The organism is Indolivaga macrotermitis (assembly GCF_900128985.1).
In the GTDB taxonomy this organism is placed as follows: Bacteria; Bacteroidota; Bacteroidia; order Bacteroidales; family Dysgonomonadaceae; genus Dysgonomonas_A; species Dysgonomonas_A macrotermitis.
Map to the genome: position 1 here is coordinate 597,634 of NZ_FQUC01000002.1, position 22,547 is coordinate 620,180.

At 31.5% G+C, this 22,547-nt stretch carries 20 protein-coding genes; 4 read left to right on the forward strand and 16 right to left on the reverse strand.

What is annotated here, in order from left to right:
- Positions 1-3: 3 nt before the first annotated feature.
- From BUC12_RS05425 to BUC12_RS05460, 8 genes are all read right to left on the reverse strand, one after another.
- On the reverse strand, positions 4-270 hold the full coding sequence (locus BUC12_RS05425) for a hypothetical protein (protein WP_070808548.1): 267 nt from the start codon (positions 268-270) through the stop codon (positions 4-6).
- 17 nt (positions 271-287) lie between these two features.
- On the reverse strand, positions 288-1,517 hold the full coding sequence (locus BUC12_RS05430) for a restriction endonuclease subunit S (protein ID WP_073357291.1): 1,230 nt from the start codon (positions 1,515-1,517) through the stop codon (positions 288-290).
- Positions 1,518-1,527: 10 nt separating this feature from the next.
- Positions 1,528-2,268, reverse strand: a complete 741-nt coding sequence (locus BUC12_RS05435) for a restriction endonuclease subunit S (protein WP_083557576.1) — start codon at positions 2,266-2,268, stop codon at positions 1,528-1,530.
- Between the two features lie 2 nt (positions 2,269-2,270).
- Positions 2,271-3,263 (reverse strand): site-specific tyrosine recombinase/integron integrase, encoded by a 993-nt coding sequence (xerA, locus tag BUC12_RS05440; RefSeq protein ID WP_062184031.1) that lies wholly within the window; start codon positions 3,261-3,263, stop codon positions 2,271-2,273.
- Positions 3,264-3,317: 54 nt separating this feature from the next.
- Positions 3,318-4,847 carry a type I restriction-modification system subunit M gene (locus BUC12_RS05445; RefSeq protein ID WP_062184028.1) on the reverse strand — a complete coding sequence of 510 codons (1,530 nt, stop codon included), beginning with the start codon at positions 4,845-4,847 and terminating at the stop codon, positions 3,318-3,320.
- Between the two features lie 8 nt (positions 4,848-4,855).
- Complete coding sequence (locus BUC12_RS05450) at positions 4,856-5,056, reverse strand: helix-turn-helix domain-containing protein (protein WP_062184026.1); 201 nt, start codon at positions 5,054-5,056, stop codon at positions 4,856-4,858.
- Positions 5,057-5,292: 236 nt separating this feature from the next.
- Entirely contained in the window at positions 5,293-5,592 is a 300-nt protein-coding gene (locus BUC12_RS05455) for a helix-turn-helix domain-containing protein (protein WP_062184023.1), read from the reverse strand.
- Positions 5,593-5,602: 10 nt separating this feature from the next.
- Positions 5,603-5,878, reverse strand: a complete 276-nt coding sequence (locus tag BUC12_RS05460; protein WP_062184020.1) for a helix-turn-helix domain-containing protein — start codon at positions 5,876-5,878, stop codon at positions 5,603-5,605.
- Between the two features lie 208 nt (positions 5,879-6,086).
- Here BUC12_RS05460 and BUC12_RS05465 point away from each other — a divergent pair, with 208 nt between their 5' ends.
- The 4 genes from BUC12_RS05465 (at position 6,087) to BUC12_RS05480 (ending at position 8,145) form a co-directional block, all read left to right on the forward strand.
- The gene (locus BUC12_RS05465) at positions 6,087-6,443 is read left to right on the forward strand and encodes an ISAon1 family transposase N-terminal region protein (RefSeq protein WP_139262009.1); all 357 of its coding nucleotides are present in this window, start codon (positions 6,087-6,089) and stop codon (positions 6,441-6,443) included.
- A gap of 82 nt (positions 6,444-6,525) precedes the next feature.
- Positions 6,526-7,425: a transposase gene (locus tag BUC12_RS05470; protein WP_062184014.1), complete on the forward strand. Its 900-nt coding sequence runs from the start codon at positions 6,526-6,528 to the stop codon at positions 7,423-7,425.
- Between the two features lie 101 nt (positions 7,426-7,526).
- Positions 7,527-7,793 (forward strand): helix-turn-helix domain-containing protein, encoded by a 267-nt coding sequence (locus tag BUC12_RS05475; protein WP_062184011.1) that lies wholly within the window; start codon positions 7,527-7,529, stop codon positions 7,791-7,793.
- Between the two features lie 7 nt (positions 7,794-7,800).
- Positions 7,801-8,145 carry a helix-turn-helix domain-containing protein gene (locus BUC12_RS05480; RefSeq protein WP_062184008.1) on the forward strand — a complete coding sequence of 115 codons (345 nt, stop codon included), beginning with the start codon at positions 7,801-7,803 and terminating at the stop codon, positions 8,143-8,145.
- Between the two features lie 517 nt (positions 8,146-8,662).
- Here the strand turns inward: BUC12_RS05480 and BUC12_RS05485 are convergent.
- From BUC12_RS05485 to BUC12_RS05515, 8 genes are all read right to left on the reverse strand, one after another.
- On the reverse strand, positions 8,663-9,883 hold the full coding sequence (locus tag BUC12_RS05485; protein ID WP_062184005.1) for a site-specific integrase: 1,221 nt from the start codon (positions 9,881-9,883) through the stop codon (positions 8,663-8,665).
- A 448-nt stretch (positions 9,884-10,331) separates the two neighbouring features.
- The gene (locus BUC12_RS05490) at positions 10,332-14,585 is read right to left on the reverse strand and encodes an NACHT domain-containing protein (protein WP_062184002.1); all 4,254 of its coding nucleotides are present in this window, start codon (positions 14,583-14,585) and stop codon (positions 10,332-10,334) included.
- A gap of 27 nt (positions 14,586-14,612) precedes the next feature.
- Complete coding sequence (locus BUC12_RS05495; protein WP_062184000.1) at positions 14,613-16,454, reverse strand: NERD domain-containing protein; 1,842 nt, start codon at positions 16,452-16,454, stop codon at positions 14,613-14,615.
- A gap of 9 nt (positions 16,455-16,463) precedes the next feature.
- On the reverse strand, positions 16,464-18,455 hold the full coding sequence (locus BUC12_RS05500) for a UvrD-helicase domain-containing protein (RefSeq protein ID WP_062183997.1): 1,992 nt from the start codon (positions 18,453-18,455) through the stop codon (positions 16,464-16,466).
- Positions 18,439-18,696 carry a hypothetical protein gene (locus BUC12_RS20260; RefSeq protein WP_201780496.1) on the reverse strand — a complete coding sequence of 86 codons (258 nt, stop codon included), beginning with the start codon at positions 18,694-18,696 and terminating at the stop codon, positions 18,439-18,441. Before BUC12_RS20260 ends, BUC12_RS05500 begins: the two co-directional genes overlap by 17 nt.
- A gap of 300 nt (positions 18,697-18,996) precedes the next feature.
- The gene (locus tag BUC12_RS05505; RefSeq protein WP_201780495.1) at positions 18,997-20,280 is read right to left on the reverse strand and encodes an ATP-dependent nuclease; all 1,284 of its coding nucleotides are present in this window, start codon (positions 20,278-20,280) and stop codon (positions 18,997-18,999) included.
- 437 nt (positions 20,281-20,717) lie between these two features.
- On the reverse strand, positions 20,718-21,080 hold the full coding sequence (locus BUC12_RS05510) for a hypothetical protein (protein WP_062183994.1): 363 nt from the start codon (positions 21,078-21,080) through the stop codon (positions 20,718-20,720).
- A gap of 15 nt (positions 21,081-21,095) precedes the next feature.
- On the reverse strand, positions 21,096-22,328 hold the full coding sequence (locus tag BUC12_RS05515; protein WP_073357292.1) for a site-specific integrase: 1,233 nt from the start codon (positions 22,326-22,328) through the stop codon (positions 21,096-21,098).
- Positions 22,329-22,547 lie beyond the last annotated feature (219 nt).

Below are 22,547 nucleotides of genomic sequence, written 5' to 3' on the forward strand. Positions count from 1 at the left end.
TTATTAAATAAAATTTACTTCTTTGATTTTGTTTATAATATTTTCAGGACTCCAAAATATACCTCCTGTTTTTGGATTATATTTAAAGTATATAGAATCTTTATCAGGTAGATTATTGACTGGAATAACAAAATACCTTTTCTTATCTTGAACTGTAAAGCTTATAGCAAGAATATCGAAATCTTTCTGATTATATCTTACTCTGAAAGGAGAGTCACTTTGCCGACCTTCGTGATATACTCGATTAACCCTTTTTATAATTTTTTCCATATTAGATAAATGAGAATTTAGCTGTTTAAATCAGTAATTTTTAGCTCCCCTGACATTAATTTGGGTAAAAGTGTGTCACGCAATTTGGATAATTTTTCATTTTCTCCTTCATTTTTTTCTTGCTGAAAAAAAATTGGGGTCATTATTTCGTTAAAATTATGAATGACTTTTAATGGAGGGCGAATTATTGACAATGAATTGATTAATGTACCAGAAGCTTCTTTGAATGTAGAACCAGAAGCTTGTGATTCTATTTTTGAAGTATTAGCCTTCAAATAATAGAAAATAAAGGCAGTTCCTATTTCCCTATTAGGCACAATGGACTTAAACCCTTGATTAGTACAAATTTCATTTAGAGCAATACTTATATATCCAATAGGAGCACGAGAACTAAATAATACAGAACCTCTAGGTAATAATTTAGTACTACAACTTTTATATCCAATCTCTGTTATGTCTATTTCTCCTCGTGAAGTAAACTTAGCTTGAGTCATCGAAAGATCTTTAGGTGTTAACCAGGGAATTCCATTAGTAGTATAATATTCTGAATGACTTTTTGAAGGAGTACTTCCTCCAACTATTCTTCCAACGTCAGACAATCTTCCGACTCCCCATCCTTCTGGAATTTCCCCCAACTCTGAATCAATAAATTCTCCACCTTTAAACGGCTCAAAGTCAACAAACCAAGACCTGTATATGGCCAGTGCCTGCTGCTCTAAATTATCATTTATCCGTTTGTTCAAAGCAATTTTGTCGTCGAAGGAAGAGAGAATATTTGATATCTTTTGTTGGATATTAAATGCAGGAAGCGAACAGTTTATATTTCCAAATGTATCTCTTGTTATTGTATCAAACACACTACCATGTGTTTTAGACTTAATTTCAGCAAGTTTAAATTTCATCAAATAGTATAAATAGTCTTGATCTATTATATCCAAATCACCTCTTATGCCATAACAAGATTGATTAAAAGCCATGGGAAAAGGTAGCATGGCTATTTCTCCAACTGTCCCTCTAGCTGAAATTATAATATCGTTTTTTTGAAGTAGTCTAGTCGTGCTTTTTTCTAATCCAAGTTTAGAGATACTTTTTTCTGTTTGATATACATATTTCTCACTATTATTGAAATCTTTGACAGATAGCCAAGGAATATCTCCATTCCAAAAAGAATCAATTGTTGTCTTTGGAGTGCCTCCTCCAATTAGATGTATAATATCTCCTAATTTATACTTTTTCCACTCTTCCATAAATGAGAATTTAGCTGTGTAAATCGTTAATTTTTAACTCGCCGGATATCAATTTGGGTAGTAAAATATCTCTTTGCTCTTTTAGATTATTCGATTCATTAAAAGAATTAAGAATTTTCATGTCGATTTTCTGTGTAATCCTTTCAAATCTTTCAATAATATCATTCGGTGGAATAACTATCGTCATATTTTCTATCGAACTACGATTAATCGAGCCAAAAACAGTTCCTTCTCCATTAAATTTATCTAAAAGAGGTTTTAGTGACTGCATAGTATAAAATATGAAAGAGTAATGGGCATTGTTACTCTTAATTGAAGCCAATCCTCTGCCAATACAACATTTTCTATGAGCAATATTTATATCGCCAACAGGAGCTCTTACACTCAACAAAACACTGAGAGGTTCTGCAAACCGATTTGGTTCAGTGGTGTATAACCTAATCGAAGGAAACCTATCTCCGAATTCTGTTCGTCCTTGATAAAAGACAATTCCATCTCCAACCTCATTGAAACTTCTACCTTGGGGAGATTGTCCCATTATTATATCAGCTATTTCTATTAATTTTCCAACTCTCCACCCTTCCGGAATTTCTCCCAGCTCTGAACCAACGAATTTTCCACCTTTAAACGGCTCAAAATCAACAAACCAAGACCTGTATATGGCCAGTGCCTGCTGCTCTAAATTATCATTTATATGCTGAAATTTAGAAAAATATATAGAATGTTTATATGTTGAGCTATAAGTCCACATAATCAGTTGATAAATTTACGGTGAGATAGTTTTACATTGGTTTGGTTTACCATGGCATAGTGCATGGTAGTATCTATTTTCACATGACCAAGCAATCGCTGAACTTGCTCTACAGGCATTCCTTTGTCAATAGCCATTGTTGCAAGTGTTCGTCGGAATTTATGGGGATGTACTCTATTGATTTTAAGTTTCCTCCCAATATTGCGAAGACGCATTTCCACTCCTGATATTTGTAGTCGATCGTGAGGTTTAGCTAATGAAACGAATAATGCCGGATTTTTGTCTTTTCGTGATTTAAGATATTGTTGTAAGTGAATCTTAGTCCGAGCATTGAAATAGACCATTCGTTCTTTGCTCCCTTTTCCAAAGACAATACATTCTCTTTCTTGAAAGTTGACATCGTTTCGGTTAAGTTTTACAAGCTCACCAACACGCATTCCTGTCGAAGACAGTAAATCCAAGATTGCTAAATCGCGAATATGTTTACAATTATCACGAAGCATTTCCAATGCTTCGTCGCTCAGCACTTCTTTTACTTGTGTGCCCGTTTTTACTTTGTGAATACGCCTTACAGGGCTTTTTAAAATATAATCTTCTTCTTCTAACCATGCAAAAAAGGAGGAAAAGATACGACGTATATTATCTATTGTAACTTTACTGGATTTACGTTTGCTTTGAAAAACGGCTAAATAAGCTCGAATATCTTCTGTTGTATAATCAGCGACATTTTTCGGCATGCCATTAAATAAATGACGAATGGTTGACTCATAGTACCTAATTGTTTTGATAGAGCACCCTTCAACCTGTTTCGCCGATAAGAAAATTTCAAGGAGTCTCGCATTTGAGGCAAAATCTTCATGTACAGTTTCCCCATCCACAACTACATCATACTTACTAAGGATTTGTAATAACGAGGTGCTGAGTTGCGCTGTTTGCTCAAATGTTAAAACTCCAGACATTGCATTTTCAATTTCGTTGATTAGTTTTTCTTTCATATTTCTTCAATTTTAGAGTGATTATGTAAAACCGAAGAGAATATGAATCTTTTATTATATAGTAAACCCAATACTCTTCAGTTGTTTTCGAATTTCATCTTCCAGTTCATGGGATTTACCAAAAAGCTCAGATAATTCACTTGTTAAACGTATCATTTTTTCCTCAAATGGTTCACCGTCATCCTCAGGATCTGCAATACCAACATATCGACCTGGAGTAAGAATATAATCCTGCTTTGCAACATCGTCTAAGGTAACAACAGCACAATATCCTTTTTCGTTTTCCAATTTACCTTCATCAAATAATGTGAATGTATCAGCTATTTTTTGAATATCTCCTTTTTCTCCATTTTCTGTTTCGTCAAAGTCGGAAAGTTCTCGGAGTTTACGGGTTACCATTATCCCCATATGACGAGCATCAACAAAAAGAATTTTTCCTTTTTGTTTTTTATCTCGATTTAGAAACCATAGAGATACTGGAATTCCTGTCGTATAAAATAATTGAGACGGTAAAGCAACTATTCCTTCAATTAAATCAGCTTTAACAATGTTTTCGCGAATAGTGCCTTCACCTCCTGTTTGTGAAGATAAAGAACCATTCGCTAATACCATTCCGATTTTCCCTTTTGGTGACAGATGGTGAATCATATGTTGTAGCCATGCGAAATTGGCATTCCCTGCAGGAGGAATACCAAATTTCCAGCGAACATCATCTTGCAGTTTATCGGCCCCCCAATCACTAAGATTAAATGGAGGATTTGCTAAAATGAAGTCAGCTTTTAATGTTGAATGCTGATCATCAAAAAAAGTATCGGCATTGAATTTACCCAAATCAGCTTCAATGCCACGAATAGCCAAATTCATATGAGCCATTTTCCATGTAGTTGGATTACTGTCTTGTCCAAATACAGAAATGTCGTTGATATTTCCTTGGTGCTTTTCGATAAACTTTGCCGATTGAACAAACATTCCTCCAGAGCCACATGCAGGGTCATATACTCGACCACTGTAAGGTTTAAGAACTTCAACCAACGTTTGAACAATGCATGCAGGGGTATAAAACTCTCCTGCTAATTTACCTTCTGCTTCCGCAAACTTTGAAAGACAATACTCATAAGCTCTTCCAAGTATATCTTTACTACTCCCATGTTCTTTCATTTGGATATTAGTAAATAAATCAACGACGTTTCCGAGTCTCCTCTTATCCAGTTCTGGTCGTGCAAAATTTTTAGGAAGTATTCCTTTTAATCGACTATTTTCTTTTTCAATTAAACGCATTGCATTGTCAATTACTGTGCCTATTTCTGGAGTATGCGCAGCTTCTGAAATAACATTCCATCTTGCTTCTTGAGGAACAAAGAAAATATTTTCAGAAGTATACTCATCTTTATCCTCTTGAAAGCCATCTCCTTCTTCTTTCAATTCTTGGTATCTACCTTCAAAACGATCTGAAATATATTTTAAAAAAATCAGTCCAAGCACAACAGATTTATATTCAGAAGCATCAAGATTTCCTCTTAATAAGTCTGCTGCTTTCCAAATTTCTTTTTCAAAGCCAATTTCCACAGTATTATTTTTTGCCATAATCCAATCTATTTTTCTTCTTTATTATCAACAATCAAATCCTTCACACTTACTTGTAGTATCTCCGCAATCTGATATAAAGTTTCCAATGGAGGTTGAATCCGATTACAAGCGTAACTATTCACAATTTTAAAACTCTTGCCGAGCTTCTCTGCAAGCCATGTTTGCTTGATTCCTCTTTCTTGTAATACTTCCTTTATCCGATTCATTTTATAGTTATATTATGAAGAACAAATATAGGAAATCTAACTGGACAATTATAAGAAAATATTGTTTTCAAATTAAACCTGATTTTTTATTTCCCGGATAGGAAATGACACAATTTGATTTATCAATTATCTTCTCACCATCTTCTTTTGGTTATTCATCTATTGTATAGCCTCTGTTGAATTCTTGACTTCAAGTTGAGCAAATATTCTTTATGATATTTCACTGTACAGGCAAATTACTCCCATGCTTGATAGAAGTTATTATCTAAAAGTTTTTGTACATCAGACATCTTATACAAAAGTTTTCCTCCAATTTTATAGAATGGCAAAATCCCCCTGTCTCTGTAATTTTGTAGAGAGCGAGAGCAAATATGAAGTAAATCACAAACCTGCTTTTTATTCAGGAATTGTTCATCCTTCAATGTTGATTTATAATTTTTAGTTGCAATCTCAATATTTTCATTTATCTCTTTTATAGCCAGAAGTATATCATTTATTTCTGGTGATGATTCTTTTAGTATATCATTATTATTCATAATTCATCTTTTATTTAGTAACACTCATGTTTTTTTCAATAAATAGATTTACATCCTCAAGCTTATAATAACACTTTCTATCTATTTGAATATATGGCAAAATCCTTTTATCTCTATAAGTTTGAAGAGTCCGAGGTGAAATGTTTAGTAATAAACATACATCTTGGTTATCCAAATACTTATTCTCCTTTTGAGATGATCTTAATTTCCGACTTTTCTCTAATAACTGCTTAATCTCATCTGAGATTTTATTTAAAGTGCATTCTCCAATAATTTTTAATTCCATAACTATCAATATTAAAATTTACTACAAATAAAAATAATCATGAAGGATCCAGAAACAGTATATCTTTATCTGGTAGGGAGTGGCTTTGATTTGGCCTCGAATTGCTTCGATAAAGTATATTACGGCTCGAAATCAATTTGAGGTGTTATACCAATTTTCTTATTGAATAATGTATCTTTGCTTGCTACCTCTTCTAAAATATTTTGTAATGAAAGACTTAATTGATAAACTATTAAGCGTGTGTTTTCCTAGTGATATTCTGACATATTTCGAATTATCAGCAATTGAAGAGTATAAAGACAGGATAGATATCCGCTTTGATGAAAAAAAGGAAATGATCCCTCAATGCCTACGAAGAATACCAAACATTGTTTTAGATGGTTTTTGTAATCCGATAGGACTACTAAGCTTTCCACTAAAAGATAAACCTACTTATTTAAAAATATATCGGCGTCGATGGAAGCAATCCGGTATCAATAAATACTATTCCAACACATACCAATTACACCCCAGAGGTATAAAGACAACGCATCATTTTGCGTCTTTTTTAAAAGAAGCACATTGATACTTTTTATTGTAATCTGCCAACACTTTCTATATTATTCCAAATAAATACTCAATCCCTATATCGCTGGTATCAGAATCATTTGAGTGATTATCCTGAATGGAGATCCAGTAAGGATCAAACATCTATCCGAAACTTGTTACCAGAAAGTAAAAAAGATATAAAGAATATATTCATTTTTAAATCCGAGAATCTAGGAAAATCAATAGGAATCAATGAAACAAGAATTAAAGATGAGCATCATTTGATTATCAGCAATCAAGAAACAGGGAAAATAGTGTTAATGCTTCATGGTTGCCGCTATTCAGATATACGAAATTTACTTTTATCTGAAGAAGATGCTTGTAGTGCTGTTGAAACTGTAACCTGTAGCCTGTCTATATCTAATAAATATTCAAAATTATGTAATGATATTTTTGTTAATGCTTGCTTTATCATAGATAAATTCAGTATTATTCGATATCTCTTGTGGTGTTGCCAAGAGGTCCGTATCCGGCAACAGACACATCCAAAAGAAGCATACATATATTGTAAGAAAAGCCTTAGAAACGGCGAAACATCTCTACAAGTATTAGCCTGGAGTCGTTCCTTATTATGTAAGTTTCCTCAAAGTTGGACAGCAATCCAGTCTGATCGGGCAAAAGCTTTATTTGAAGAATTTCCTGTTATAGAAAAAGCATATATGAAATGCCTGTCTTTCAGAAATATTATGGAAAGAGGTAGAAGTTGTGATATTCTCAAAATAAAGAAAGAGTTACAGGTGTGGTTGAAAGCTGTGGAGGATGATAAGATTAATGAAATGCTAATGTTTAAAACAATGGTGTATAACAATATGGCTTTCATCTTAAATTACTTCAGATATGGTGCCACTAATTCAGCTTCCTATAACCTCAATAAGAAAATACAACACTTAGCTAATAAGCATAACACAAAAAATAATAAATATTTTCTGTACTTCTTAATCGAAAGGGAACTATCCTAACACCTCAATAGAATAATCGACCCACTATAAAGAAAAAGCCTATAACAAATCTATTTCATTTTTCTTTGTATTAAGAGACTTATCAATAAAAATATAGTCAAATGGAATCTAACACTCATGATAATCACTTTTCAGATAGAGCCAGAAAAATATCCGATAAACCTCCATGTAATACACTTCCAAATGAAGATGCTTTTGATCTTGAAGAATGGTGGAATAACTGCGAAGTATGTGAGTTCTTAGAAATATCTTTCCGTACACTTCAAAGGTATAGAGGAAAGAATATTATTCCTTATATCCGGGTGAGAGATAAATATTATTATCGATCAGAAGATGTCAAATTATTAAAAAACAATAACTTAAAGTAATAATAATATGGAGGTTATAACGATAGAGAGTAAAGCATTCAAAAGTTTAGTTGATAAAATTGAAATATTAACTGATTATATCCTAAAACGCCAAGTGTCAGATAAGAACAAAGAAGATATTTGGTTAGATAGTCAGGAGGTTGCTGATTTACTTAGAATAAGTACAAGAACGTTGCAGCGCTTACGTACAGAAAATGCTATATCCTATCATAAACTCCGTGGCCGCTGCCTATACAAGCTTTCCGAAATAGAAGATAAACTCAACAATAGGGTTATTAAATCAGATCCTAAAACAATAGATGATTTCTACAAAAATTATATAAATCTCTATTCGAAGAAACACTCTAAATAGTTCTTAGACAAAAGAGAAAAGTCACAAATTTACTTTGTGGCTTTTTATTACAATAGGATGTACCTGTTGAAACAACAACAACTTTTACATAGCCAAAATAAGACATGAGGCATCCTATTTACAGACAGAAAAGTAATAGGTTCAAATCCAACTCTTCGCATCATTTCCTCTTTTATAATTCACTCTTTTTCCTCAAATTGCTTAGCTAAATAAATTATAATACTATCTATCGTGAGTTTTTATACAGAAACTCTCAATATGTTGATGTATTGATATTTACAATAATAAAATAAGGGGAAAGACGGGATGAGGAAAAATGCGAGAGTGAAAGATGAGTTGTAATTGCTTTGTTTTGCTCTATTTTGCATAAGCGAAAGACGGGATTCGAACCCACGCGCCAAGCCTTTATTTTATAAATATCTGTATGCTATATTATTAGCGAAGTTAATTTTGAGCCGATTTATATTTGTTTCTAAGGTTCAAAATCCTAAATTATAGCTTGCATTAGCGACTTCAGTTATTTCAAAGAACTAGCTATATTCAGTTTTTTTGCTAATTTATCCATTTCATTACTCAATTTCTGATCAGTTATCTGAGCATATATCTGAGTTGTTTTAATTTTCGTATGCCCTAATAATTTAGAGACACTCTCTATTGACATTCCCTCTGTAAGACAAAGGGTTCCAAAAGTATGTCTGGCACAATGGCTCGTTATTCTTTTGTTAATACCGCAAATATTAGTGATTTCGGATAAATACTCATTCATTTTTTGATTACTGATTATGGGTAATAATTCCCCATATTCCTGTAAATATTCATATTTCTTAAGAATAGCTATAGGTATATCTAACAAACGTACCTTATATGGAATTCCGGTTTTATTCCTGGTAGCCATAATCCATAGATGGCCATCAATATTTGTTCTAATTTTTTCTTTAGTCAGGTTCTGGAGATCAGAATACGATAAACCAGTAAAGGAGCAAAAAAGAAAAATATCTCTAACTCTTTCCAGCCGTTCTGAGGGCAATTTTTTATTATACAATGCGATCAATTCTGCTTTTGTTAGAAATGACCGTTCCTTTTTTTCAAAACTAATTTTAAAATTAGCAAATGGATCAGGAAAATACTCTCCGCTATTTTTTATGTAAAAGAATATAGCTCTCAAATGTTGGATGGTTTTCATCGCATTATTGTTTCCTGATTTATATTTACTTCGCAGAAACTGATAAAAATTTTGAATAAAAACGGTGGTTATTTCTCGATAAGGCATATCTTTTACCTTATATGTTTTTTCCATAAATTCTGATAATCGTTTTTTTACTAATTCATATCTTAAGTAAGTAGTTCTCCTAACTGTCACTCCAACTTTTGATCTGTATTGTTCATTGAATTTATCGAAGTAATAGATGATAGTTTTACCCTTTTCTTCGAAACCCAATAGAATATTTTTGATTTTATCGGGACTGGCATACCCATCTATATCCATTAATTTATAATAGTACGTGACTATCTTTCCACGGATCTTATCTAACATAGAGTTAATAGCGATTGCTTCTGCATTATTACCAATTGATTTTCCCCATTCATTATTCCACTCATCGGGATAAATTTCAAGCTTTGTGCTAAATTGAGAACGTTTTCCATCTATGGTAATTCTGCCCATTATGGCTACTTTCCCATTTTTCTTAGGGTTACTTCTCTTAATATAAAAAAGAATTTTAAAAGTACTTCGTCTCATATTAATGAATTTAGACTACAAAAATAGTTCTAAATACAGTCATGAAAAGAATTATCACAGAGACAAAATGCGACAAATCAAAGACTTAACTCGGAAGTTGAAAAAGTAACATTCAATCTATTGAAGCTAATTTTATTTATTAGGCGCTCTTTTGAAGATGCACAAGTTAACTGCTTATTTTCAGTCACTTAGGAAATAATCATCTTCATTTCATCTTTATTATATTGTAAGACTTAAGAGGGAGGTATAGTATATAGATGCTAACCAGAATCGTAAAGAAACAAATAAAGACAATTATAGCAAAAAAGAGCAATATGACTTTTGGTAAAGCATTGATATTCTCTCTTGTAAAAAGATCAAATATTGAAGTCGATTTTTTGACATGGAAGCCCCGACTTATTCATAATGCTCCTTAAGAAGACAAACATATCTAGTTTATATCTAACTGCTATTCTTCCTCAACTGCTATTCTTCCTCTAATCTTTTCATCTTTATCAAGAGTATATAATCCTGATATATTAAGTCTTCCAATGTGATCTTCTTTACGAGAATAATTCCCAATAATTTGCTTTTCGCCGTATACATTCCAAATAAGTACAAGGCTATTTTTATCAAGCCATTCTAATAGGGGCTGTTTCTTTATTAAAAGTCCCGAGATACCCTTATTATTAACAGAAGGGTCAAAGCAAATGAGTTCTCCTATATCATTAATAAATTCAGCATCGTTAGAAGAATAATTTAGATTTAATCCATCCGCTATAATTTGTGAAGGATAATAATATTGTATAGCCATTTCTTTTGAACAATCGAATTCTTCTTCCCAATTAAAGAATTCTGTTGTTCTCCGCACTTTAGTTATTGCATTTTTATATCTGTTTTTAGTTATTTCACTCCAATCTTCTCCTTCATAATATGGTTTATTAAAGAACTTGAATGCTGGTGACCAATAATATTCTCTACTAAATATTTGATATAAACTTCTTGTACTAGGGAATCTATCAATTTCAGTATAATTGCGTTTAAGCTTATTAATATCGCTCTTTGGAAGGAGATAACTTTGAATCTCCATCCATAAACGTTTATATGATATATCATATTTATTTTCCCCAATAGGCGTTTCTTCATTCCATTCAGGATGAATTTCTAACCATATCCAATTTTCTCCTAGCTGATCAATAACCTCAATAATATTTTCAGGTTTAGGAATATCGTTCCTGTCTTTTATCCATTCTTTTTTAGATGATGTACCAAAAACGAGTTCACGGTTAAACCACCATTGAGGTGGATATTTTTCATACTTGTCAGACTTCTTTTCTCTAATAATTATTGTAGGATCAATATCTCTAATATAGGGATACCATGGTCCATCATACAATATTGTTGACTTTGGATTATCCCAATCAGATTCATCTGTTAAAGGGAATTGATCTGACACCCTTGCTAATAGTTCATAGAATACAATCCATTGATATTTTTTCCCTATTCGTTCATTATGTCCAGCATGCCTACCGGAACCTTGTCTTTTATCAAAATCTGTAAAAAGTTTAGGATCGTAGCCTAATTCAAAGATTCGCTGTATAGCGTAATTGCTTAATCCATTATAATTTACCTGCCAATCATCAAGTGCTCTCTGAAATACATAGCGTCCGAAATCTCCATATCCCCCTGTTCCTCGTCCATATTCTGTTGTCATCGAACGGAGAATCGCTGTTGAACCCCAAAGTTTTCCTGTATAATTACCAGTATCATCTTTAGGTTCATATTTATTATCTATAGCTTTATTTGAGGGAAAGCGAGATGGTAATTTTTTGCTTTTATATGGAGGTCTAACTTTTTTTGTATCGATTTTAATTTCTATATTGAAATATAATGCATATTCTATAATTCCTCTGGCATAATCACGAAGTAAAATATGAGGGTATACTATCTTCGGCATGAAGATCTGATTATATACATATTCGGCTAAATTCTTTATACTATTTTTATCTACTGAATGTAGAGTGCATCCGTAAGAGACTGCATATAATCGCTCTAGCACATAAGGATCATTTACATCTTTAAAATTGTCCAATAATACAAGAAGTAAATGCATTCTATCTTTTAAAATACATACTAGTGCCTTAGTTGCAGCATCTCTCAAATATCGATTTGCACTTACAAGAAACCAACTGAGCGTCGTACTTGTCAGAAGAATAGAATCATCACTTAAATATGATAACTCTTCTTCATCCCAAGCCCAATCAATTAGTCGTTGAATAGAACTGATATTATACTTTTCATTTTTATATTTATTTTGGAGCCAGATTGTCCATGTTAAATCTCTTTCACTAAGTGAAAATTGCATTAAGTATGAATGGATTCTTTCAGCATTAAAATAAAAATTAGGTTTTACGGAAACCGAAAGAGTTGTTTCAAAGAAATCATCAAAGAGATGGTCATTATAAAGAATGACATCATTAACATAAGAACTAACTTCGTCACTAATTCTCTCAACCTTACGCCATATTAAAGATTGGATAAAAGCTTTAGCTATTAAATCATATTGTTTTAGGCTTGGTATAAGTTCAAATAGCTCTTTGTTAATTTTTTCTGGTAATTGAATAGATAATGCTTCAATCAAATTTTGGTTACGATACAATGATCTAGAATCTTTCACTATCTCAAATAGTCGCCCTGATTTAAAAGAAGATTCGGGATGATCTAGATTTAAATATTTCTCTAATAAGGAAGAAACAGTAAAATGGTCTTGAAAGCGTTGATAAGCTAAATATATAACATCGAAATATTTACCTTTTTCATCCCAATGTAAATTTTTATTAAATACTCCTTCTGATATCAGTCTATTTAAATAAGGCTCTCTTTTAGAACATTGGTCCTTAAATAACTCATTAATAATCTTATTTGCTTCTTGATAGGGTACATAGTCGACTTCATTATCTATCGTATATAGTATGATATCATTAACAGCCTGTTTAACCAAATTTAGATTTTCATCAAAAAATAAATTTTCAGGTTTAGAAAGTTTATAATTAATGCTAGATAAAAAAGTGTCTATAATATTTGTTATCCCTTCATATCCTAAAGGTACTTCGTGTAAACCTTGTTCATGAAGAGAAAGACAATATAACTTTAGGAATAAGGGATTATGAAATTCGGGATTCAATAATGGTGTAGATGGAAGAGTTATATCATAATACTTAAAGAACAATTTTACTGCTTCATATTCATTATCTGCAAAACCATCATGCTGAATCTTTTGAATTAAATCTAAGTTTATTTCTTTCTCTGGGGCTATTAGTTTGAAGTAAGAATCTCTTATGCTAACAACTAATCCTAACCAAGGGTATCTTTTTATAGATTTAATAAAGCTCTTTAAATTTTTAGGCCATATATCTCGTCCTTCTCCTTCATTTAAAGCATCAATAAATATTATAATTCTACTCTGGTTACTTCCTGCTTTTGCATTTAATGCACCTAAAAATGTTAACTCGTCAATATTTTGCTTCCGTAGAAAATTATTTAAGATTTGTGTCCATGGAAGCTCTTTTGTAGAGAAATGTTCTCCTAAAATGAGTAAGCTTTGTTGTCCTTTTTCTTTTCTTTTGTTGATAATATCGGCTAGCAAATGAGATTTTCCACATCCGGCCTCACCCCATATCATAAGAAAAGGATTATTGGATAAACTACAAGTTATTCCATTATAAAAGGATTGCAATTCATGTAATTCATATCCAAAATTTCGGATTCCACTAATTTCGTGATTATAAGCGCGATTATAATAGTCTGTTTTCTCTTTTCCTTTTTCCTGTTTATCCCTAAGTTCTTCCAGTTGATCTTCAATGTTAGAAGATATAGTGGAGAGCTCCTCTAACAGACAGTTTAACTTGTCGTATGATATTAAGTCGTTATTCAGAAATTCAATACTTTCATAGAGAATACGGATTTTTTTAATTTCTTCATCTAATTGTTTTACTAATGTTTTGATAGTATCATTATCAATTGCTATACGAATTTTTCTGTAATTTTCTAATAGCTTATTGTATTTAGTATCATGTTGTGTCTTAAAATCTTTGTCTCTTGATAGCCCATCAAATATTTTAGCTATAGGTAATTCAAAATTTAATTCTTTAGAATATCTTGCTCCCAAAGCATTAATACTCTCTTCATTTTTATAATCAAACCAGTCATCTGAAAATTCCTCTTGATTAAACCAAAAATATTTGAGGCCTTCATGTTCTTTTTTTGATAATCTTTCGACTAACTCAAAATTTCCCCAATATATAATTTCAATCTCTTTTCCAAGCACCGTTTGTGAGTGTATTTTCCATTCTTTGACCTTTGACATCCATTTTTCTAACATCGATTTCTGACCTTTTACTTTAGCATCAGGTCTATCTATGGGTAAACATATATAATATTTAGATAAAAAAGGGTGGCTATCGATCGCTGTTTTTATAGATTTTTCAATTTGAGACCATTGGGTAGTAGATAAACTGGCTGTAAAATATTTTGCTTGCCACATTATAAGTGATCCATCTTCTAATTCCCAATAACATTCTTTTCCGCCATCAGGTTTACCTATTCTAAAAAAATGTTTCTTGGTTTTTAGATCCTCTTGTTCCGCTAACTGGCATATTAACTCTTCAAATCCATCATTGAGACTATTGTTTAAGGGTCTTATATTATTCCAATTTATAGACATGTTTCAAAGTAATTATATAATAGAAAATTATATTCCTAGTATTTGTTTTAATAAATCTTTCTTTTCAGGATATTTTTCAAGAATTTCTGTAGTGTCGTAGAATTCTTTCCTGAACTCATTCATTCGCTCATTATCAATATTATTCTCCTTTTTAAATTTTTGGATGTTTTTAGGAGTTCTTAGTTTAAGTTTCTTACATAATTCAGAAGTTACAAAAGCTGGTATTGAAACTTCAAATTTAGAATCCAAATACAACTCATTCTTAAAACCAAATCCTCCATGATAATAAAGGTCATCAAAAAGATGACAAACATCGGGAGAAGTGATATATATTTCGTCTCTATTACAATGTTGAATAAAAACCTGTCGTTGCATTATGAAATAACCTACAATATCCAATTCATCTGAGCATATTAATCTTTCATGCAACTTTTCACGATTGATCAAATATGTTATTAACTCTCCGACTGCATTTTCTTTTCTTGATATTGTTAATAAAATTGATTCTAAATCATCGATTGAAACAGACCATGGGTAAAATGCATTTCCTTCCTTCTCCAATAGCAAACCAAGATCGCATTGTATTTGACCAAAACGCTCCTGTGTTACTAGGATGATAAAAGCGTTTTCAATCTTATTAGTTTTTATACATTCTATTTCATTTTTATTTTTATCTGAAATAGTTAATTCTTTTCCATTGTAAATTGCAGATTGGACTTCCAACGCTTGGTCATATGCCTTTTGAATAGATGTTTTAAATTCCCGCTCTGTTCTTTTATACGATTTTTCTACATCCCGAAAAGGCTCTTTGTATAGATCAGCTTTGCATTCTATTATAAATGCGGTTCTCCGATAAAAGATTAAAATATCCTTTTCATTATCTTTTCCATTAATATAATAATTCGTAAATATTTTAATTTCATCTTGAGGTAGAAAATCCGTGAAAACATCTATAGTCTTTTCCTCTAAATATATTGCTCTTGATCTATCACTATTTTTACCAGACTTATCTTTACATACATTATATAGAAGATTATAAATGGATATGATCAATTGATTATTAAAAAACAAAACATATCGATTATTTGGAAGCTGTATTATTGGTTTATTCAACAGTTCACATGAGTCAGTATAATATAAATAATCCAAATTAGAAGTTTGTTTAAGTGATAATAAGGATAAGATTTTTTTTACTTTAGATTTATCTAGTCTTTTATAATCATCAATCGAAAATGTCTGTTGATTTACAAGATCGAAAGATATAAATTTGGTATCACTTTCATTTTCAAAACTAGGATAGCAATATGTGCCATCGGCATTTTTATCTACATCTTGACTGATAAAATTGGAATAACATTCCATGAATTTTAGAGTTGATATTTGTGTCGTTTCAAAATAAAATGTTATTAAATCATTTATGCTAATGTTTATAGATTCAGAAATAAAATCTTCAAGAGATGAGAAGGTTCCTTGAATTCGTTCTATTACCTGTTCAACATATACTAAAGAAGCGTTGAGAAAGTAGTTAAGGTAGGTCGTTTGTGCCACTAAATTCTTTCTATAAGTTTCTCCGTAATAATCTACAACTTCTTTGAAATCATATTGTTCTTTATAGTATTTTTCAATATTATCCAGCATCTCTACGATCTCAGAAAAACTATAAATAGAGTCCTTTCCCTTTCTAGAATTGGATAAACTCAAATTTATTAAATATGTCATTTGTCTGACTATAGAGGGTAATCGAATAAACTTACTCTCTGTTTTCATTTGACAATTGAAAAAGAATATCCACAATGGAATAGCTTTATTTATATCAAATTGGGATATATATACTTTCAGATTGCTTGATTGCTGTTCTATATTTTGCATACTATTATATTATTGAACATTAATTATTTCCCATTTATCATTTTGATTATTTAATTCGCCAAACAAACGATTAAACCGATCTTCATGAATCGCAATACACAATAAATGAGTAGGTCTTGATAATCCAACATATGCCATTCTTGCCGATTCCTTTATCCTAACTCCTAGATTATTATTAACGACTATTGGATTTCCTAAAAATTGGGGTGATAATCTTTCGGATTCATAAGATCTATAATAATATGACTCTAAATATAATGTTGCAGAATGAGTTTGTCCCTTCGATGCATGCACATTTGATATTTCGATTTCAACATCTTCATCTTTAATAGTATTAGGAGTTTCCGTTTCTAAATCTATAACTTCTCCTAAATCTTCCGATTCAATAAAGTTCTTTGAATTAACTATCTGAGTATTGAATACTTTTAAAAAAGTTGGAATATATGTCTTTATATTTTCCAATACAGTTGACGTTCTACCTTTGACAATATCAATAGACCAATTGTATAGATTAAGAGAAAATTGTTCTTGAAATTGAATGTTATTTACTTCACTATATTCTTTTATCTTATTTATCAGTGTATTTCGCGTATAATTTCGACTTTTAGAATCTGTAGAATTTTCAAGCCTTAGTATTCTTAGTAAAGCATTCAATATAGATGTTCTTATAACATTCAGAGTGTGTTTTTTTCTGTCATAAAATACGAGATATGATTTCAAATTAGGATAATCAATGTTTATTTTATGAATTTGACTACTAAAATCAATATAATCAGCTAATCTTATTTTATCTACGTCATTATTATCTTCTTCTGTTTTCCAAATAGTATTCCATGCTATGACCTTAATTGGATATTTATATTTGCCATTATCATTCTTTTCTTTTATAATATTTGCAAAATCTATATTTTGATCTTTTATTCTTTTAATTAAATTAATAAACTCAGGTATCACATTCTTTATCGTTTCGTTTGAATATTTTAATATATAGAGCTTAATGTTACAACGATTTAAACCTATAACATTGAATCCATCAGGTCTGTGTAATGCAAAACAATTAACCAAATCTGAAATATTAGCACTCAACCTGTGACTACCATTCAATGTTAAAAGCTTGGTCCTATCAACCCATATATTATGAAATCGGATATCGCCATTAAAGATTGCTTGATTTTTATCTCCAATACGTTGGTATCTCGACTTACTATTTGCATTGTCATAAAATATATTTTCGAGAATATTATATTGATGAATATCCATATCTTGCATTTCATCAATAAACACATAGGAAAATCTTCTTTGTAGTAAATTTTTTAATTGAGGGTGTTTTTCCAAATAAGATTTTGCAAATGTATACGCATCATTAAAGTTCAAAATTCCAGTGTTTAATAATTCCTTTTTCGTTTTTACTAGATTAACATATGTTGGTGTTGTCACTCCTAAATTCGGAATAATTATTGGCTCCTTTGTGTAGAAATGGCTAATCGTTTGATCTACTATAGTAAATTCTTCAATGAAAGAAGAATATCTATTTCCAAAACGATGTTCTAATCCTGATCTATATTTTATTGGATATTTATGATTAAATTGCTCATTAAAAATATCATTATCTATTCTAACTGGTTTATGTTTTTTCCATTGAGCATAATAGGGTATTGCTAAAAATCCATCAACGAAACTTTGTATTGTTCCGATAAAATTAGGATATGAAAATAACTTAGGGCAATATTTCTGAATTCTTATTTTTATTTCATCTACTGCTGCATTTGTATGAGAAATAACTAAAATGCCACAACCATTGTCTAAAGGTAATTTCCTTTCTAATATAAGTAATTTTGCTAGAAGAACTGTCGTTTTCCCACTTCCATGAACTGCCTGCAGATCTAGAGTGCCCAGATCTTTTATGAACAGCCTTCTTTCATCGTCAAAGTTAGAGCCATTCAAAAGAATCTTTTCGGCATATAATATATCATCATCAGTGATACTAATTTCCTGTGGCATATTTTATCGCATCAAGTAAATATTTAATTGAAGTTTCTCTTTCCAGCATATCCTTTGTTATACATTCTTTCTCTATAAAACATGCTAAATATTGGGCTATAATAGCTTTAGATATCTTCTTCCCATCGCCGATGAAATCATTATAAAGAGATTTACTAATTTCAATATCGTCAGCTTTCCCATCAGTATACTCTTTCCATGTTTGAGTTATTAATTTCCCTGTATAACCAGCTTCTGTCATTTCTCTCCCAGCTTTTTTTATAGCTACAAATAAAATAAGGTTAAGTTTTTGTGCTATTCCCAGACAATACTCCAACGTCTTGTGAGGGGAAACGAATGTATGAACAGTATCTCCATTATATTTCTGTTCCTTTACATCTTTCTTATATATTTTTTTTGTTTTTCCAGGAATAGGACTTGGCAGATTTTCTTCATCTATATCTACATCAAGATCAGTTATAATCGCAACTGGAATTTTGAATTTTGGATAAACACCATCCTTTCTTTGGAATATTCTGGAATAACGAAGAAATGATGTGTTTTACACATTAATTACAGACACTTTTCTTTCTGTGAGATTCAACCCTATCTTTTTGGCTAAAGCTGGAATAAGTATTTCTTCAGACCATCCCTCTACAAAAATAATACCCTTAGCAAAAAACAAATTAGCCTTTGTCGTATCTAAAAATCTTTCCAAAAAAGAATAATCTGTTTTCTCTAATTTTGTATAATCAGCTCCTAAAGGATAAGCCTGCCCTTGATCACAAACAATTAAATTTTCAAGTTTTACTTTTGATGCGAGATTAGGACTATGTGTAGTCAGAATTAATTGTATATTTTTTTCTTCTTGTAATGTTTCTATTACTTGCATTTGTGCCTGAGGATGCAAATGTGCTTCAAGTTCTTCTATAAGCCCTAATCTTAAGCCTGTCCATTTAGCTTTATTTAAATGTAATAATTCCGCAGCCATGAACAATCGGTTGAGGGTACCAAGACCAGGATGAGAATCGTTTGCCAGTGATAGTGTTAATTTCTCCAAAACACTTTTCATATCATTAGATGTTGCTTCAAAGAGAGTATTGTAAATATCACTTCCATAAAACAAACGAATATAATTGTCTATTTTTTGTTTAATATCTTTGCCTTCTTGCGGACAATGGATGACTTGTCCATCACCATTTGTGATTTCAAATTCCCCTTTAAAATATTTCTCTAACTGAATTTTTAAATCATTGAATATTCTAACCAATTCATGATCTTTATTTTTACCTTTAAAAGCCTCATCTCCCAATAATATCTGTGATAGTCTAGAGTTCTTCTTCGCAATTAATTCGTTCTCAGCATCTCTTAAAGGCTTAAGATATGTAGTTTTTAAATATTCTCTAGCTTCTGCAGTCAACACACTGCCTTCATCATCTACTCCGGCCTTAATATCCCCAACTAATACTCTTTGATCTTTCATTTTACCTTCATAAACAAGTCTAAGGTATGGTTCTGCAGATTCATTATTACCAATCCATCCTAACCATTCGGTAAAATTTTTTGCTTCACTTGGTGTTAAATCACTAAATAGAAGCTCAATTCTCAAGTGTTTTCGATCCTGATAAAAATCTCTCTCTTCTACTTTTATATATTCAAAACTATGAGTTCTTAAAACTAATTTTATTGCATCTATTATTGCTGTTTTACCCGAATCATTTTCTCCAACTATGACGTTCAGCCCCTTAGAGAAGTTTAAATCTAAATTAGGTTGACTTAGGTCAATAAATATTTCATTTGATCCAAATTTTCTAAAATTCCAGAGTTTTATATTTGAAAGATACATGATTTTTCAGTTTACTTTGATGTAAGATCAAAGATACTAAAAGCTAAAAAGTTAAACATGTTTTTTTCTGAAAATATAATGAAGGTAGACGTTGTTTAAATTTCATAAAAACATGTTTTCAAATCTTCCTCTTTGTGAACCTTCAATTATTATACAAAGGGTCAAATTTAAGCGGTATTATATCAAATAATTAAATTTATAAGAAAACAGAAGAGAGCTATTAATTTTACAAATTATCAACCATCTTGTTATAACTCTTTATATACTTAGTCAATTGTCAGAAAATTAATATTATCGCATTGATTAGCTAGTTTGATCTAACACTTTGGCATAAGGTACGTTATTTTAGAATCCGAATATCTAAACATTTTAGCTAAACTTAAAATCAAACACTTCATTTGAAATAACCATCATTACACTGTGTCTGATTTGAATTGTCAGTTAAGAGAAAAACAGTTACCAGTCATTAGAAAAGGAATCCTGATCCTTTCTGCGATAATCGTATCATATATCCACTTACGAAATATCTCCGAATTATGGGATTTAATTTTGAAAGACAGAGCAATAATAATTTCCAGATTATATAGCTCTACGGAATTTCCATTTTTATAATAATAAGTTTGGCATACTTTTGTATTATCAAGTACCTGGCTTTTAAGTATCGCGCGGATATTAGCGTTTACCTTCGAAATAAAGCATTCAAATAGATTGGCTATTTGATTAGCTGTCATCCATATCTCATTAAGCCCGGAAGGAATAATGACTTTGTTATTGACAATTGATATTGATTCGGTCTTCATCGCTTCTATGTTTTGTTATTGTTCCGAATGTGCGAAACATTTTTCTACTGTTGCCATATCACGCATGATAGAGCTATCTAGTACTTTCGCATAATGTTGTGTCATTTTTGTACTGGAATGCCCCAATATTTTAGCCACATTTTCCATAGAAACATTATTGGCTAAAAATACAATTGTGGCCGCTGTATGCCGGGCGACGTGTGTTGTAAGCTTCTTCTTAATCCCACATAGATCAGCGATTTCCTTCAAATAACTATTGAGCTTTTGGTTACTCAATACAGGTAATAGCACACCTTTTTTTATGCACTCTGGATGATCTTTATATTTGTCTATCAGTTTTTTAGTAACCGAAAGTACAGGAATGTTACTCATATTACCTGTTTTCTGACGAGGTTTGCGTATCCACAATGCACCATTATTGTCTTTCATCAAATGGTCTGGAGTCAGATTTTTGACATCTATGAACGTCAATGCTGTGAAGGAGCAGAAAACAAAAATATCCCGCACAAGTTCAAGTCGGGGTAGTTCGAATTCTTTATTCATAATTCTTTCGAGTTCTTCCTGCGTCAGAAATTCAACATGAGTTTCTTCGTGTTTGAACTGAATACCGAAGAAGGGATCTTTCTTGATCCAATCATTAGCCAAAGCTATCCGGACAACCTTTTTCAGATTCTTTAGATGTTTGATACTGGAATTATTCTGGCATTTGCGAACTGTCTTTAGATAAAAGTCAAAATCCGTTACAAACTGACCACTGAGCTCAGAGAGCAAAATATCATCTTTACCATATTGATATTGTATGTATTCAATAAGGTGTGAAAGAGATATATCGAATTTTTCTACTGTAGAACGAGAATAATCGATCCCTATTAATGCTCTACATTTTTTATTATGCTCCCGATAAACATCACCAAGAGTCTTGCTGTCTTCGTCTTTTCCGTAAAAACTATCCCGTAAAGCTCTTGCCGTGATTCTCTTACCGTCAATTTCAAACTCCCGATGAATTTGATACAGACGAGTTTTGATAGTTTCCAGATAATGGTTTAACTCTTTGTCCCGATGAAGTTTTCCGAGACTGCATTCCCGTCGCTGATCCCACATCTCAGGACGGACACTACGTTTAGTGGTGATGTCGGCGACTTCGCCATTTACTGTAATACGTAAATAAATAGAGGCTTCTCCGTTTTTAAGAAGCCGATGCTTTCTGATAACATAAAGCAAACTGAACGTTGTTTGAATTGCATGCATGGGCTTGAAATTTTACTGTTACAAAATTACTTGTTACAGTTCATTTGAAAGCTATGCAAAATTCTGAAAATCAACGAATAGAAACCCTAATCGTGGGCAAAAACAGGATATTTAAAAAGCCCACGAATTGTACCGTGAATAGTGCGTTAATTTGCTGTTTTTCGTGGGCAACGGGTAAAAAGAAAAAGGCCTGAAAGTATTGACTTTCAGACCTTTGCT

Coding starts and splice junctions, on each gene's coding strand:
- xerA (WP_062184031.1), bottom strand. CDS start 3,263: ATGAAAGAAAAACTAATCAACGAAATTGAAAATGCAATGTCTGGAGTT.
- BUC12_RS05460 (WP_062184020.1), bottom strand. CDS start 5,878: ATGGAATTAAAAATTATTGGAGAATGCACTTTAAATAAAATCTCAGAT.
- BUC12_RS05500 (WP_062183997.1), bottom strand. CDS start 18,455: ATGCCACAGGAAATTAGTATCACTGATGATGATATATTATATGCCGAA.
- BUC12_RS05495 (WP_062184000.1), bottom strand. CDS start 16,454: ATGCAAAATATAGAACAGCAATCAAGCAATCTGAAAGTATATATATCC.
- BUC12_RS05465 (WP_139262009.1), top strand. CDS start 6,087: ATGAAAGACTTAATTGATAAACTATTAAGCGTGTGTTTTCCTAGTGAT.
- BUC12_RS05425 (WP_070808548.1), bottom strand. CDS start 270: ATGGAAAAAATTATAAAAAGGGTTAATCGAGTATATCACGAAGGTCGG.
- BUC12_RS05490 (WP_062184002.1), bottom strand. CDS start 14,585: ATGTCTATAAATTGGAATAATATAAGACCCTTAAACAATAGTCTCAAT.
- BUC12_RS20260 (WP_201780496.1), bottom strand. CDS start 18,696: ATGACAGAAGCTGGTTATACAGGGAAATTAATAACTCAAACATGGAAA.
- BUC12_RS05455 (WP_062184023.1), bottom strand. CDS start 5,592: ATGAATAATAATGATATACTAAAAGAATCATCACCAGAAATAAATGAT.
- BUC12_RS05515 (WP_073357292.1), bottom strand. CDS start 22,328: ATGCATGCAATTCAAACAACGTTCAGTTTGCTTTATGTTATCAGAAAG.
- BUC12_RS05480 (WP_062184008.1), top strand. CDS start 7,801: ATGGAGGTTATAACGATAGAGAGTAAAGCATTCAAAAGTTTAGTTGAT.
- BUC12_RS05505 (WP_201780495.1), bottom strand. CDS start 20,280: ATGTATCTTTCAAATATAAAACTCTGGAATTTTAGAAAATTTGGATCA.
- BUC12_RS05430 (WP_073357291.1), bottom strand. CDS start 1,517: ATGGAAGAGTGGAAAAAGTATAAATTAGGAGATATTATACATCTAATT.
- BUC12_RS05485 (WP_062184005.1), bottom strand. CDS start 9,883: ATGAGACGAAGTACTTTTAAAATTCTTTTTTATATTAAGAGAAGTAAC.
- BUC12_RS05475 (WP_062184011.1), top strand. CDS start 7,527: ATGGAATCTAACACTCATGATAATCACTTTTCAGATAGAGCCAGAAAA.
- BUC12_RS05450 (WP_062184026.1), bottom strand. CDS start 5,056: ATGAATCGGATAAAGGAAGTATTACAAGAAAGAGGAATCAAGCAAACA.
- BUC12_RS05435 (WP_083557576.1), bottom strand. CDS start 2,268: ATGTGGACTTATAGCTCAACATATAAACATTCTATATATTTTTCTAAA.
- BUC12_RS05445 (WP_062184028.1), bottom strand. CDS start 4,847: ATGGCAAAAAATAATACTGTGGAAATTGGCTTTGAAAAAGAAATTTGG.
- BUC12_RS05510 (WP_062183994.1), bottom strand. CDS start 21,080: ATGAAGACCGAATCAATATCAATTGTCAATAACAAAGTCATTATTCCT.